We start from the raw sequence: 15074 nt of genomic DNA, 5'->3' as shown, positions 1-15074 counted from the left end.
TTTCAGTATTTATCGGAACAATTGCAGTTTCTTATAATTTGAAAATCATTGTTTTAGATGTTCCTACTACTTCATAATCTTTAAAGCCTAATTTGTTGTAAATATTAATTGCAGAACTATTTTCAAGGTCTACACTAAGAGAAAGGGTTTGATATCCATCATCCTTTGCTTGTTGAATTATTTTAAGCATAAGTGAAGTTCCCAAGCCCCTTCCTCTTACCTCTTTCGAAACAGCGATTCCTATTTCAGGCGTATTGCAATCAATGTAACCATAACTTTTATTAGTTTCATCAAATAATCTATACCAGACTGCACCAATCATTTGATTTTCTCGGTTGAAGGCAATCAAAGCTTTGTCTCCCACTTCCCCCCAACCTTCATGATATTTCTTTATGTCAGGCGAATTTAGCAATGCCTCTTTTGATGGTTTATTTTCAGGAATGTGTATTGATTCATATAACATATCTTGAAAGAACTCAAACTCGTTTTCATTACCTTCGAAGTTTTTAATAGAAAACATGAAATAATCCCCCTTCCTGCAACTATATGCATTCAGGGGGATTATATATTAAATTGTAATTTTCGGGACAATATATATACATTGATTGGAGTGAAGGCTGGGTGACTCCTTGGGGATCAGCGTCACAGATGACCCCTGCAGCGCACTCTTACCTAGCAGAAACAGAAATCAACCCACGTTACGTTGACGATTTCATTTTTATAGGAATACTTTGGGCATTTATCGGAACATTCTCTCGTTTTATCGGAACAATTGCAGTTTCAATCCCCAAAAAAACGACTCAATCACAATGGATGAGTCGTCTGAAGATTTCACGTTCCCAAAAAATGAGGGGGGTTTTAGGAGCGTCTATCATGAACTAGCAAACTTCTGGAGAAAAGTAGCTAAAGTTCATCCTCCCTACACTGTATTGTAGAAGAGGAATAATCTTTATACGATAATGATAATCATTATCAATTAAAATGTCAACATTAATCTGAAAATTTTTTAAAGTTTTTAATGACTACACCTTTTGTAATTGCAAATAATTAAGCTATAGAGGTTTCGATAATCAAAACCAACTTTTCAGATATGTTTAATTAATTTTACTATATTGCATTCCATTTGTGAAGCAAAAATGATTAATTTATAATTGAAGCAGAAGATTGAAAGAAAAGGTGATGACAATGCCAGCATTAACGATGGATCAAGTTCGACAATTGAATTCCTATAGCATTTATACAACAGAACCAAAGCGAACATTATTTACTTTAGCAGATATACATAAAGACTTTTACCATCCTGACTTTTTAAACCTGATGATGGGAATTACAGATGCAGCAACGGAAACGGCCGCTATTTCTCACTTTGCACGCCGCTACGGTATGTTTTTCGCTATGCAACTATACATGCTTGCCGCCTATGACGAAGTGTGGGATGGTAAACCAATCGAGCTTCGCTTTGATGCAGCAAAAGAATTCAACAGCTTTACAGTCGCTATGTTTGTAAACCCAAATGATTGGCGTTATGTCGATGAAGATGAACGCCAGGCAGTTATTGAGAAGATCTTATATGATGGGCATGTTATCGTTCAACAGCTTCGTAAAGTAACGTCTATTTCCCCTCTCACTATTTGGGAGAATTTCTTTGGATATTTACTTTGGCACTATCACATATTGCTTTCTAATCCTGGTTTAGCCGATCAAGCCATGGAGGATATTGAAGCTTTAGAGGATCCTAAAACGTGGGCTCGTTTCTCTAACAAATCGTGGTGGGCACAATATACAGGAGGTCAAAGTCCAACTAATTTAGTGAACGTTCCTGTACGAAAATCATGTTGTTTTTCTAAAGATATACCTGGTTTAATGGCATGTGGCTTTTGCCCGATTAAATAATACCACCGTATATAATAACCAATACAACTTTCAATGAAGATACAAAGGGAATGGAGAGAATTTACAACGCAATCAATCTCATTATCGTCTGCTGGAATGTTCCGATCCACTGAACATTAGCGCGCTATAAAGCAGACGTCATGAAGTACAAATACCGTTCCCTTTTTTTCGAAAGAATCAAATTTGTAAATAATGTGATAGGAAAGGATTAAAAGAATTGCACACTTACACAAATAGTTGAGGATTTAAGGGCTGATAACCCTACATTAAAGTATTTTAGTTTTCACCTTCTTAAAAAAGAATTACGTGCTAAAAACATTAAGACGAATTTCTAAAATGGCCCAATACTTCTTATACAAAAAAGCCCCCCTCCAGTCACATTGGAGCGGGGGTTATTAAACGATTTTGATGAAAATACATGTTTCTCTATGTATGGAAAGAAAAAACGCTTCAAATCAAAAATTATAAGCGAGCTTTTTTCAATAAAACAAATATATCAACTAGTTTCTTTCGGTAGTAATTGCTTCAAACGTTCATCCAAACCAGAAACTTTTAAAGGCTGAATGGCTTTTAAAAATTTACGGACATTCGATTTAGTCTCAATTTCAAAAACAACCAAATAGCAACAAAAGTCCAGTAGCGTATCATGTTGAATGAGCACACTTTCCTCAGCCTCATCTACAGTTATACATAGCTTTGAATCCTGTATAATCTCTCGGATGTCATAATCATTGCTAAAAATGATGGAAGCCCCTAATAACATGGCAGCGGCTAAACAATGCATTTCACCTAAATCGTTTGTATGTTTCAGTGGCCGATCTTCTCTTTTTTTCTTTTCATTTTGATCATCAAACCCTTGTTTCACATCTACTAAGTATCGATTATAGATTTCATATATATCATCTGATAATGTAACTTCATCATCAGGATCAAATAGTATCCAACCGTCTTTTAACTTAGCGTCTACATTTTGCTTTACCTCGTTTAACAACAGTTCATCATACACCATTTTATGAATATAGACCTCATCATATAATGCATCAATCAATTGGAATATGTTAATTATCTTGTATTCTGTTGCAAATATTAATATGTTGGAGTCTATCAATACTTTTCCTTTACGTTTCTTCATCGTTTTCCCCCAGATACAGCGTTTTTTGGTACTGCTCAGCTTGTTTGGGAGCAAACTTTGCCAATTTATTTGCGGCAATTAAAGTATCCAAGCCTATGTGCTCAACATTTTGTTTAACGACATCTTCATAAGCCTTAAAACGGGTCTCTTTCACAGGTTCATCTAAATTCGAATATGGAAACCCTAACTCAATCCGGCTGTCTCTCCACTCATGCTCTGTTCTATTTGCCAACGAACTAGGTATTGTATATCCTAATTCTTTTACTCTGCGAACCATAGCTAAATATGGTACCTGGGCGAAATCTGAAAGATGAATTATGCAACTTTCGATATCATTTAGTTCTGAAAGTTTGTTCCACAAATCTTTTATTAACGCTTTTGGAAGCATTATTGCAGCTGCAAATCGATCCGCAGCACGTTCATGATCAAAAAACTCGTTATCTAAATCTTTGTACTTAGTTAAATGCCACAATTCATGTGAAGCTGTGAAATACCTCGTCCGCAACGGATGATATGTGTTTAAAGCAATAAATTGTTCTTCATTTTCATGGGTTACTGCTACACCAAAGAACTCTTCATCTTCAACGTATTGATAAATAACATTTGCGTACTCTGCCAAAATATGTTCAATTTGACCACCTATAAATAAATCATGTCCATATTTATCATGTAAAAAACTTGTTGCAAATGCCTCCGCTAATACTTCAGCTTGTTCTTTTCGTTCCAACATCTTCCACCTGCTCTTTTAATCCAATATAGTCTTCGATAGCAAACAATAAAGAGTCCAGCTCTCTACGAGAACGTCGATTAGTTAACTTTCCTCTTAAATTTACAGTTAATTTATCTTTTGTTATAACTTCTGATTCCATTAGCTCTTTTGTAGTTAAGTTCATTATTTTTGCTATTTGTTCTATTCTTTCAGGTTTAAGAGTTCGCTCTCCTTTCAATATAAATCCTATTAGTGACTTACTAATCCCCATTTGATCAGCTAACCATTGGTAAGACTTACCCTCCGATTCCAACCATTTCTTCAATCTGGTAATAACTACCTCATATGTGTTCATTCCTAATCGCTCAACTCCTGTCTACATAAACTGTACAATATTTTGTAGATGTCTACAAATATTTATTTTTTAATTCTTTCGTATCAGCTGTATTATTTCTTTTTAGACAACTTTAGTTTCTTGCCACATCATAATTAAGGACTGCTAATATCCCCTCCAAAAATCTAGACTTTCAATTTTTAATTATGAATCGGTTGGTGAAAAGCAAATGGCCACATACTCCAATATGCAACTTGGAACATTTGCAGTTAATGCGATTACAACAGCAGCAATATGTCATCCTCTTATGCCAGATATTCCAGCAGGAGACAAAGGAATATCTTTTGATGGTCATATAGACGTAATGAAAGATGCGTCAGAAAGAAAGGATGCTTTTTTAGGGAAGGTTCCTGTTCAAGTTAAAAGAACTGGCGTTAAACATTTTTCAGGTCTCTACATAACCAGTGGAGCAGTTCTATTTGTTGTAGAGGTAGACGACAAAACCAATACAAAAATATTCTATAGACCAACTATTACCCTTCGAGCTAAAGATGATAATTAATGACTATGGACATCAAAAAATGCGAACGATAGATTTACACGAATTGGATCGAACAACAATTTACTTTGTATGTAAAGGTTTTTTACCTGAATCTCATAAGCAATCAACTAGTCTCATATCATTCCCATTTTGGACGCTTTTAATTCCATCAATTTATTTTGTTTAAATTGTGTAATGGCCTACGATACAACCAATCGGTTAGATTTTTTATACTTGGCAGACAATATTTACTCACTTCATAAAGACGATTAATAGATAAAGATGAAAATATAATTCGAATTAATCAATTACAAATTAAAAAAAGAATAAACATCAAGTCGTATTTCTAATATTCTACCCTTACAAAAAAGCCTTCCCTCTCACAATAAGTAAAAGGTAAGGCTTTTTACTGTTATTTATTTTTCATAAACGACGAACCAATCATTTTGATCCTCATACATAGAAGTACCTACATAGCCCTGCTTTAAAAGCTGTTGCTGACCAACTGTATCCCCCATCGATATCGTCTTCTTTTCTGTACAGGTTGATAGCTCTTGTCGCAAGTCTTTATAGAAAATGTAACGTAGCTTATCTACATACTTAACTTTTAATCCCTTTACCACTAATCCTTGAGAAAATTTATCTTTTAAGCTCGGGATATTATATGGCTTTACGGTTGAGCATACATAATCATATTTTTCTAAATCGATATGACTCATGACCACTTTGGCTAATGTTTTTTGTAGACCATAGCCACGATATATTGGTGAGACATTCGATATTTCTTGATATAATACGCGATTGAATTCATCCTCGGCAATTCCACAATCAAAGCCAAGGTGCTCATCATCGACAGGGGGATTTAATAGTGCACGGAAGGCAATTAACTCATCACCGACGTAAGCACCTATCATCATGCCATTGCCGCTTAAAATATAGTCAAATTCCTCCGTGCTTAATGGTTGTAATATACTTTGGTCGGCTAATGATTCATACACCTCAAGCTGTAATTTCTCAATTTCCTCTAAATGTTGAAAATTTAAAGTTGTCACAAAAAACGGCGTTTCACCAAGCTTGCCTTCATAAATTTTTTCCATTTTACCGTCTCCTTACGCTGTTACAGTTGTTGAGAATTTACATAATTCTTTAAGAATCTCTTCATCTACGTCCACACCTAATCCTGGTTTTTCATTTAAGCAGATGAATGGAACATCATAGTGTAAGTTTCCGACATCCTTAGAGAATTTTAATGGACCTGTTAATTCTACACTTGTCATTATTTTTTTAGAGAATGCTACATGGAAGCCAGCTGCTGAGCCAACTGATGATTCTACCATTGAACCGATCTGACATTCAATGCCAGCCATTTCAGCCATAACTGCTAGTTTCATAGCAGGATAAATGCCACCGCATTTCATTAATTTAATATTCACCTTATCTGCAGCACGCTTGGCAATAATTTCACGCATTTCGCGTACACCGCGAAGTCCCTCATCAATCATTAATGTTACATCTGATTTTGACTTCACTTCTACCATTCCATCAATATCTTCACTATCTACCGGCTGTTCTAACCAATCGATATTTAGATCCTTTAATGCACGTAAACCTTGTAATGTAGTTGACGCATTGCCCCATCCTTGATTGACATCCACTCGAATGGCGATGTCTTCACCGACACGCTCACGCACTGCTTTAATACGAGCAACATCACGTGCTACCTCTGTTCCTACCTTCATTTTAAATGATTGATAGCCCACCTCTACTCTGCTAGCCGCCTCATCAGCCATAGCATCTGGTTCCCCGATACTTAGTACATGTGTAATAGGGAACTTTTCATGATAGCGTCCACCTAGTAGTTGGTATACCGGAACCTGTAACGCCTTACCTGCAATATCAAAGCAAGCAATATCAAGCGCTGCTTTCGCTGCTGGGACATCCTTCACAACTTTGTTCATTTTATCGTGAAGTTTTTCAAAGGCCATTGGATTTTCTCCAATGATTGCAGGAGCAAGCTGATTCTTTAATACAGCGTATGTACTCTCCCATGTCTCCCCTGTTACGTGCTCATCTGGGACAGCTTCACCGTAGCCTACAATACCTGTGTCTGTCGTAACCTTCAAAATAATAGAAGGCATCGTATCATATGTAGCATAACTGATGATAAATGGATCAATAAGTGGTAAATGGATTGCAAAAATTTCTACTTGTTGGATTTTCATATGTATCTATCTCCTATATAATATAGTTGTCGTTAATACGTCGTTAATTATTGAAAAAATATAGAAAAGGAACATTGCCTATGTCTACTAAAATAGCAGTTATCTGCTCTAAAGCATTTATGGAGCGTATAAATAGTATCGCACACAACATTAAGAATATTCAATTAGAATTTTATCTTTACACTCAACCTACAGAGGCACCCGTTTTGTTAAAACAAATTAAACCATGTGATGCACTACTGTTTGGAGGAACGTTACCCTATTTACATGCCCAATCTGCACTGTCAGCAATGCCAATACCTTGGAATTATATAAAACAAGATGAGACGGCAATTTCTACAACTTTTTTATCCCTTATAGCAAATCATGCAGTGCCTTTAAATAGAATTTCCATTGATGTTATGAACCCAGCTATTGTAGAAAATGTTTTAACAGAAATAGAGTATTGTGGTCCAAAACCATTTATCCAGCCTATTGCTATCACTAAACCTACTCAATCTATATTGCAACATCATATAGCTTTATGGGAGGCTAACAGTATTGACTTTATCATAACAAGTATTCATAGTGTGTTTGATGAATTACAAGCTCTTCAAATACCTGCAATGCGCATGCTAGATGCAACTAACTCTATTATTCAATGTTTAGAGGAAACGAAATCCCAATCACTTCTTACAAAATCTGAATCTGTTAAAGCTGTTGTCGGACTATTAGAGGCTCCTGAAAATAAACCTATAGACGCTAACATGTTAACGCAAATCACTGCAGCTACGCATTCAACTTATAAACAAATTACACCTTACTCTTTTGAGCTTTATACGACAGCTGGGCATTTGCAAAGGGCACTCGAAAAAGAGAATTTACAGAACTTATTACAGCAAACTGATAAGCCATTTAAGTTAGCATTTGGTTATGGTCACTCTATTTTTGAGGCTAACCAAAATGCCAAGAACGCATTAACATTTGCTAAACCTTGTGAAGTTTATCTGTTAGATGAACATAAAAACTTGCTAGGTCCATACCCAAATTCGGAAGTAAGGCTAGCTTTAAAAACGGATGATCCTTACGTGTTACAAATGGCAAAGCAAACAAGCTTAAGCCCCTTAAACATTTCCAAGATCATTCAGTTTAGCCGAGAGCGACAATCCGCTCAATTCACGTCACATAATCTTTCAGAGTACTTACAAGTTACACGCCGCACAACAGAGCGCATTATCAAAAAACTAGTGGATCACAGCTATGCTAAAATAGTTGGTGAAGAAATGACCCACCAACAAGGTCGCCCACGCACAATATATGAATTAAACTTTGCAACCTACTAAAATATATAAATTGAAATCTCGCAGATGCTTTTGCATCCGCGAGACTTACCGTTAACTATCAGATAAGAGTGACATTTTAGTTTCTACATTAGTCAGCCATGACCATATTAGCTTCGTCTACTTCTTGCTCTTTTTTGCGTTTCTCAGCTTCTTCCATTTCTTCAGGTGTCAGCTTAACAATCGCAAATCCGATATAAGCATAAAAAATTGAAATGATCGGTACTAAGAAGTTAATAATTGCATATGGCGCATATTCTATAGCGCTTACACCTAATGTTGCTAAAATAAACACGCCACAAGTATTCCACGGGAAGAATACAGAAGTTAGAGTTCCCCCATCCTCTAACGCACGAGATAAGTTTTTCGAATGCAAGCCACGCTCTTGATAAACATTTGCAAACATACGTGATGGAACAACAATTGAAATATACTGCTCAGAACATGTAGCATTTGTTGTAATACATGCAGCAATCGTTGAAGCAACTAGGCTTCCTGTAGATTTAGCAAATTTCACAATAACATTCATAAGGGCTTTTAACATGCCGGAATATTCTAACACCCCACCGAATGTCATAGCCACAATCGTCATTGAAACCGTATTCATCATCGAATCTAAGCCACCTCGGTTAAATAACTCGTCCACCATTTCATTGCCAGTTGAAATAACAAATCCTTCTTGTAAAGCATGTACAGCCATTGCAGGCGTGCCACCTTGTACGAAGATTTGTAGTAAGAATCCTGAGATAATTCCAATAATTAAAGCTGGAATTGCAGGTACTTTTTTCGCTACCAAGACAATTACACCAACTGGTACAAGCAATAACCACGGAGAAATAACAAAGCTTTCCTCCATTACTTGAAGTGTTGTTAAAATGCTTTCTGATTTCATTGAGATATCCGCAAAGCTTCTTCCCATAATTCCAAATGCAACGATTGCAATGACTAAAGCTGGAATTGTCGTATAAAGCATATGCTTAATATGCTCAAATAAGTCGGTACCTGTTAAACCCGCTGCGAGATTAGTAGTATCCGATAACGGCGACATCTTATCTCCAAAATATGAACCCGAAATAACTGCTCCAGCAATCATTGGTGCAGGGATTCCCATACTTAAACCAATACCCATACCAGCCACACCGATTGTTGCCATCGTCGACCATGAGCTACCAATCGCCAATGAAACAATTGCACATAACAGCATGATTGTTACTAAAAACCATGCTGGGGAGATTAATTTTAAACCATAAAAAATCATTGTAGCTACAACCCCGCCGCCAATCCATGCACCAATTGTCAAACCTACTAAAATAATAATGACAATTGCAGGTAAAGCTAGACGTATACCCTTATACATCATCTCTTCAATTTCTAACCACTTAAATCCATGCAATTTGGCAACAATTGCCGCTACAGTTGTTCCGATAATAAGTGGTACGTGAGGACTTTGCTCTAACACAACTACTGTTATAAGCATAGCTACAATCATTATTAAAAAAGTTAGAAGTGCCCAACCTGCATTAATTTCCTTTTTCATAATCCCATCCCCTTTTTTGCACCAATTGCCAATCTCAATTATCAAAGACGCAAATATTTTTTTACGTTTTTTAGCATAATATTCAAAAAATTAAAAGTCAACGCAAAAAATTTATGCTTCTCGAGCAATTTCGACTGTTTTAGCGTAAAAAAACGCTTTCAAATAGATATTAGGGTCAATGCAAAATATTCATACATTTCACCCAAGAGAAAAAAGGAACTACATCAAATGAATTTTGATATAGTTCCCTCTCGCTATCATTATTCATATTCAGGTTTTTTTCTTACGCTTAACTCATCTAAAATCGACGCAACCTTTTTTGTAGTTTCAAATTCCTTCCAACTTATCTCTTGAAAAAAGTCTCGCAGATACTTTTGGCATCTGCGAGACTACAGTTAACTATAGTAACAATGTAATTGCTGTTAATTATATAGTAGATATTATTTCAAATTATTTTTTTCAAATTCAAAATCAACATCCTTAAGATTAACAACTTTTGTTTTTCTAATGATTTTATAGCCAAACCATAAAGAAAGGAATAATGGGATTCCTAAATATGCTGCTACAACACTACCCCAATCTATTTCTTCAGCCATAAACGCTTGGAAATTTTGTGCGATAATTACAATTAGTCCACATGCTATTGCAAAAATCGGTCCAATCGGAAACCATTTTGCCCTATATGGCAAATCGTCCAACGAGTACCCTTGTGCAATATAAGCTTTACGGAAACGATAGTGACTTACAGAGATTCCTAACCAGAAAATAAACCCTGTTATACCTATTGCATTCATTAACCAAATGTAAACTACCCCATCCCCGAAAAAGGAAGCTAAAAAAGCAAGCATACCGACTGCACATGTTAATATCATACCCGCAACAGGAACACCACGTTTATTCAACTTTGCAAATATTTTTGGAGCCTGACCTTCTTTAGCCATAGAGTATAGCATACGTGTTGAAGCATACAAACTTGAATTCCCTGCTGATAAAACTGCTGATAAAATAACAGCATTCATTAATGAAGCAGCAAATGCAAATCCAGCTTTTTCAAATACCATGGTAAATGGACTGACCATTACATTTTCACTTTGTAAATTTGGATGTGTATACGGTATGATAAGCCCAATAATTGCAATTGCAAATATGTAGAAAAGAAGAATTCTCCAAAACACACTTTTAATAGCTGTAGGTACATTTTTCGCTGGATTCTCGCTTTCTCCGGCAGCTACCCCTACAATTTCTGTACCTTGGAATGAAAACCCTGCTGCAATAAAGACAATAAAAACACCTATAGTTCCACCTGAAAAAGGTGCATCATCTACAGTGAAATTTTTGAATCCTACTGCTTCCCCACCCATAATACCGAAAATCATTAGTAAGCCGACTATAATAAAAATTACAATTGCACTTACTTTAACTAATGAAAGCCAATATTCTCCTTCACCGTATCCTTTAACAGATAGAAAATTTAATAGGAAAATAATAGCTAAAAATGAACCGCTCCATACTATAGATGAGCTGTCTGGAAACCAAAATTTCATAATCATTGTAGAAGCAGATAACTCAGCTGCAATCGTCATTGCCCAATTAAACCAGTAGGTCCAACCAATTGCAAAGCCAAAAGCTGGATCAACAAATTTTGTACCATAAGTACTAAATGCACCACTTGTAGGCATAAATGCTGCTAGTTCTCCTAAACTTGTCATTACAAAGAAAATCATAGCCCCAACTAAAGCATATGCTAGTAATGCACCGCCTGGGCCTGCGGTACTGATTGCTGCACCGCTACTAAGAAACAATCCTGTACCAATTGCTCCACCAATAGAGATCATTGTTAAATGTCGAGATTTCAAACCCTTTTTTAAACCGTATTCTCCTTGTATAATAATGGGCGAATTTTCATGAGATGTACTAGTTTCTTTTTTTAAGACCATTTTTTTATCCTTTCTAAAAACACTTAATGTTGCCAATTAAAAGAAAACTGAATCTAGTTTTTCTTTACCTAGCTGTTGTTATATATCAAAATTAAATGTCTTCGTTAAAATAATAATGACAAAATCTCTTTTTAATAAACCCTTGCGATAACAGCATAATTGTTACTTAGAACCATGCTGGAGAAATTAATTTTAAGCCTTCATAAATCATTGTTGCTACGACTCTATCACCGATCCATGCTCCGATAGTTAATCCTACTAAAATAATAATGACAATGGTATGTAAAGCTAGGCGTATACCCTTTTACATCATTTCCTCAAATTCCATACATTTAAATCCATGCATTTTAGCAACAATTGCCGCTACAGTTGTTCCAACAATAAATGAAACGTGAGGACTTTGCCCTAATACTACTACCGTAATAAGCATAGTTATAATCATAATTACAAAAGTTAGAAAGTGCCCAACTAGCACTCTCCTTTTGTATCATTCCATCCCCTTTTTTGCACCTATCCCCTTTTCAACTTTTCTAAGACGCAAATAATTTTTTATGTTTTTTAGCATAATATTCGAAAAATTAAATGTCAACGCAAAAATTTTATTCTTTTCGAGTTATTTCGACTATTTTTGCGCAATAAAACGCTTTCAAATAGCGATTAATGACGATGCGAAATATTCATACATTTCGATAAAAAATAAAATAAAATAAAAAGGAACTATACCAAAAGAATTTTAAACTTTTGATATAGTTCCCTCTCGCTATCATTATTCATATTCAGGTTTTTTTTCTAGCACACACGCAAGTACTTTCGCAGCATCAATTAATGCACTTCGCTCAAAAGTCATTTTTGGATGGTGTAATCCCGGTGTTAAATTGGCTCCAATACCAACCATCGTCGCTTTTAATTCAGGTTTTTTAACTGTGTAAAAATGGAAGTCATCACTTCCAGGTGTTGTAATTTCTTCAGCTAGATGCTCTTCACCAAGTGTTTCAATTATCGCATTTTTAGCCATCCGTGCGGCAACTGAAGAAACCACAGCACCAGGTGTAAAATCAATCCATTTCCAATCCATCACAATCTCAAACTGCTGTTGAATCGATTTTAAGCCACATTCAATACGGCTACGAAGTAGTTCTAATTGATCATTGTGTTGCGCACGAATATCCATCGAAAAGCTCGCAGTACCCGGAATAATATTTGTACTACCACCATCTGCAACAATTTTCGTTAACTTCGCCGAATGCGGTTCAAATGGTGATAAATGAATACTGTGCAGCATTTGTTGCACCGCCATAATAACATCAATTGCATTTTTCCCTTGATGAGGTCTAGCACCATGGGCATCAGTACCTCTAATCGTTCCTTCTAAAAAACAGGCTGCACCATGATGAATAGCAGGCGATACCTTGCCAAGTGGTAGCTCTTCAATTGGTCTTAAATGAACACCAAACAAATGCGATACGCCATCGACAGCTCCACGCTCAAAGGCTGCACAAGCACCATTTCCAAGTTCTTCTGCAGGTTGGAAAATAAAACGAACACGATGTTGCAGTGGTCGATCCTTCAACTGTAATAAAGCCCCTAGTACCATCGTTATATTGGCATCATGCCCGCATGAATGATTAGCTTGCCATTTCCCATCCACTTCCTGCCATAAAGCATCTATATCTGCACGTACAGCAACAATTTCATCACCTGTACCAATTTCAGCAATCAATCCCGGAACATCACCTAATAACCGATAAGATACGTTTAATTCGTCTAATATCGATGCAATCTTTTTAGTAGTTTCAAACTCCTTCCAGCTGACCTCTGGGTATTTATGAAAATGTTCAAACCATTGATAAATCGTTCCTTCTAACGTTACCGCATTAGACATAACTACACCCCTATACGCATTTTTGTTTCCCATTATACAGGAAACTATTTCATAAAAAAAAGAGGGCAATGACCATAGCGTGTGGGTTGAATTCCATTCTGACTGGGCGCTTTATTCCGATAAAAGCTAAAATTGTTCCGATAAAACGAGATTTTGTTCCGATAAATCTTCAAAGCATTCATCTTGAGTCGCTGGGCCAACGGATACAAATACTACTCCCAACTTTTATGTAAATAAACAAAGGACTGTGTCAAAAGTATTTTCTACCTTTAGCACAGCCCATCAAATAAATGTTATAAACTTGTAAAAAAACCTTCAGGATATTCTTCATAATGAACCATTGTTATTTGCTCCTCACATTTTCCCTCTTCCATACTAAGCTCCAGTTCCTGATCCATTAAATACGTTTCAAACTTTGAGTTTAACAACTTTTCCATTTAATCACCCCTTTATTTAATTGAATTTTCTGATAAAAGAATTATACAATGACCTTTGTTAAAAAAGCAATAAACGATGCTCATTATGCATAAAAAGTATAAAACCAATCTATATTTTAGATTAAAATTTCATGAGAAAAAGAGATGTATCAAATTACGATACATCCCCCTTTACGGTAAGACTTATAAATTAAGCGCTCGGTACATAAACGTCGTAAATTGTGCACGCGTCAAATTTTCATTCGGTCGGAAATTACCATCTTCATCACCTAACGCAATGTTATGGTCTGCTAGAGCGGCAATATATCCACTCGCCCAATGCGATGGATCGACATCTTTAAACGTACTATTTCCTGTTGGCGTTAAGCCAAATGCAAGCACCATCATTTTTGCCATTTGGGCACGTGTGATATAAGCGTTTGGACGAAATGTCTCGTTTGAACCATCCACAATTCCTGCTCGTTGTAGTCGTGTGATTTGTTCATAATAAGGATGACTTTTAGGGACATCCGAAAATGAGACAGCCTCTCGAATTGGTGTTGGTTGTAATGCACGGTCAATCATAAGTACTACGTGTTGACGTTGCGTCATATCATTTGGTCGGAAAGTGCCATCTGGATAACCTATAATAATGCATCGCTTGGCAACTTCTTTAATCATATCTTGTGCCCAGTTATGATCAATATCCTTGAAAGTAATGTCACAGCCATTACTCTCCTTCATCCATCGAGCATATAATGTTAGGTCTTCTGCGACGACATCTTTTGCAAAATCCCACGCTTTTGTGAATTCTTTATTTTTATACCAGCCGATAAACAAGTAACCTTCTTTCTTTGGATTAGAAGGTGCTTTCACTAAAGTTTTATATGCCACTGTTTGTGACGGGATTTTACTACCCCCATTTGAATCAAAAGTAACAATATAGTCCTTTGTCCACTTCGCATACAACGTTATGTCTGCGGTTACTTTATCTTTCGCAAAGTCCCATGCATTGTTAAGCGCCGCATCCTTACACCAGCCAACAAATTGATAGCCTTCTTTCACTGGAGTGGATGGGGCTTTCACTAGGTCGTTATAGCCAACCGTTTGTGACGGCACTTTACTGCCACCATTGGAGTCAAAAGTGACGAT

The 15074-nt window shown here is 36.2% G+C and carries 15 protein-coding genes and 1 pseudogene; 4 read left to right on the top strand and 12 right to left on the bottom strand.

Annotated features, from left to right (window positions below; genetic code table 11):
• Nucleotides 1-31: 31 nt before the first annotated feature.
• A complete protein-coding gene (locus QRN68_RS13220) occupies nt 32-520 on the bottom strand; it encodes a GNAT family N-acetyltransferase (RefSeq protein WP_285397360.1) in 489 nt (162 codons plus the stop codon).
• Between the two features lie 101 nt (nt 521-621).
• Between QRN68_RS13220 and QRN68_RS13215 the strand changes: the two genes are divergently transcribed.
• Both QRN68_RS13215 and QRN68_RS13210 read left to right on the top strand, forming a co-directional pair.
• Nucleotides 622-882: an ATP synthase subunit B family protein gene (locus tag QRN68_RS13215; RefSeq protein ID WP_285397359.1), complete on the top strand. Its 261-nt coding sequence runs from the start codon at nt 622-624 to the stop codon at nt 880-882.
• A gap of 303 nt (nt 883-1185) precedes the next feature.
• Nucleotides 1186-1893 carry a Fe-S oxidoreductase gene (locus tag QRN68_RS13210; RefSeq protein ID WP_350224353.1) on the top strand — a complete coding sequence of 236 codons (708 nt, stop codon included), beginning with the start codon at nt 1186-1188 and terminating at the stop codon, nt 1891-1893.
• 496 nt (nt 1894-2389) lie between these two features.
• Here the strand turns inward: QRN68_RS13210 and QRN68_RS13205 are convergent, their stop codons facing one another.
• The 3 genes from QRN68_RS13205 to QRN68_RS13195 are packed head-to-tail and all read right to left on the bottom strand — an operon-like array spanning nt 2390 to nt 4089.
• Nucleotides 2390-3025: a PIN domain-containing protein gene (locus tag QRN68_RS13205; protein WP_285397357.1), complete on the bottom strand. Its 636-nt coding sequence runs from the start codon at nt 3023-3025 to the stop codon at nt 2390-2392.
• The gene (locus QRN68_RS13200; protein WP_481817449.1) at nt 3012-3755 is read right to left on the bottom strand and encodes an ImmA/IrrE family metallo-endopeptidase; all 744 of its coding nucleotides are present in this window, start codon (nt 3753-3755) and stop codon (nt 3012-3014) included. The genes QRN68_RS13205 and QRN68_RS13200 overlap by 14 nt, the downstream gene beginning before the upstream one ends.
• Nucleotides 3730-4089, bottom strand: a complete 360-nt coding sequence (locus QRN68_RS13195; RefSeq protein WP_285397355.1) for a helix-turn-helix domain-containing protein — start codon at nt 4087-4089, stop codon at nt 3730-3732. The genes QRN68_RS13200 and QRN68_RS13195 overlap by 26 nt, the downstream gene beginning before the upstream one ends.
• A gap of 208 nt (nt 4090-4297) precedes the next feature.
• Here QRN68_RS13195 and QRN68_RS13190 point away from each other — a divergent pair, with 208 nt between their 5' ends.
• Nucleotides 4298-4630: a hypothetical protein gene (locus tag QRN68_RS13190; protein WP_285397354.1), complete on the top strand. Its 333-nt coding sequence runs from the start codon at nt 4298-4300 to the stop codon at nt 4628-4630.
• 395 nt (nt 4631-5025) lie between these two features.
• On the opposite strand, the gene QRN68_RS13185 is transcribed toward QRN68_RS13190, so the two are convergent.
• Both QRN68_RS13185 and QRN68_RS13180 read right to left on the bottom strand, forming a co-directional pair.
• On the bottom strand, nt 5026-5706 hold the full coding sequence (locus QRN68_RS13185) for a GNAT family N-acetyltransferase (protein WP_285397353.1): 681 nt from the start codon (nt 5704-5706) through the stop codon (nt 5026-5028).
• Nucleotides 5707-5718: 12 nt separating this feature from the next.
• Nucleotides 5719-6831: a mandelate racemase/muconate lactonizing enzyme family protein gene (locus QRN68_RS13180; RefSeq protein WP_285397352.1), complete on the bottom strand. Its 1113-nt coding sequence runs from the start codon at nt 6829-6831 to the stop codon at nt 5719-5721.
• 80 nt (nt 6832-6911) lie between these two features.
• Here QRN68_RS13180 and QRN68_RS13175 point away from each other — a divergent pair, with 80 nt between their 5' ends.
• On the top strand, nt 6912-8153 hold the full coding sequence (locus QRN68_RS13175) for a hypothetical protein (RefSeq protein WP_285397351.1): 1242 nt from the start codon (nt 6912-6914) through the stop codon (nt 8151-8153).
• 88 nt (nt 8154-8241) lie between these two features.
• On the opposite strand, the gene nhaC is transcribed toward QRN68_RS13175, so the two are convergent.
• The 6 genes and pseudogenes from nhaC to QRN68_RS13145 all read right to left on the bottom strand — a co-directional run.
• The gene (gene nhaC, locus QRN68_RS13170) at nt 8242-9687 is read right to left on the bottom strand and encodes a Na+/H+ antiporter NhaC (RefSeq protein ID WP_285397350.1); all 1446 of its coding nucleotides are present in this window, start codon (nt 9685-9687) and stop codon (nt 8242-8244) included.
• A gap of 440 nt (nt 9688-10127) precedes the next feature.
• Complete coding sequence (locus QRN68_RS13165; protein WP_285397395.1) at nt 10128-11624, bottom strand: amino acid permease; 1497 nt, start codon at nt 11622-11624, stop codon at nt 10128-10130.
• A 169-nt stretch (nt 11625-11793) separates the two neighbouring features.
• Nucleotides 11794-12066, bottom strand: a pseudogene (locus tag QRN68_RS13160) (Na+/H+ antiporter NhaC); the annotation flags it as partial.
• Nucleotides 12067-12390: 324 nt separating this feature from the next.
• Complete coding sequence (locus QRN68_RS13155) at nt 12391-13506, bottom strand: amidohydrolase (RefSeq protein ID WP_285397349.1); 1116 nt, start codon at nt 13504-13506, stop codon at nt 12391-12393.
• A gap of 293 nt (nt 13507-13799) precedes the next feature.
• Nucleotides 13800-13943 (bottom strand): hypothetical protein, encoded by a 144-nt coding sequence (locus QRN68_RS13150; protein ID WP_285397348.1) that lies wholly within the window; start codon nt 13941-13943, stop codon nt 13800-13802.
• A 183-nt stretch (nt 13944-14126) separates the two neighbouring features.
• Nucleotides 14127-15074 (bottom strand): InlB B-repeat-containing protein (locus QRN68_RS13145; protein WP_285397347.1); only part of this gene is annotated, 948 nt, incomplete at its 5' end.

The organism is Lysinibacillus sp. fls2-241-R2A-57 (assembly GCF_030209535.1).
GTDB lineage: Bacteria > Bacillota > Bacilli > Bacillales_A > Planococcaceae > Lysinibacillus.
Note: the sequence above shows the minus strand (reverse complement) of the source record. Positions and strands in the feature narration are given on the sequence as shown.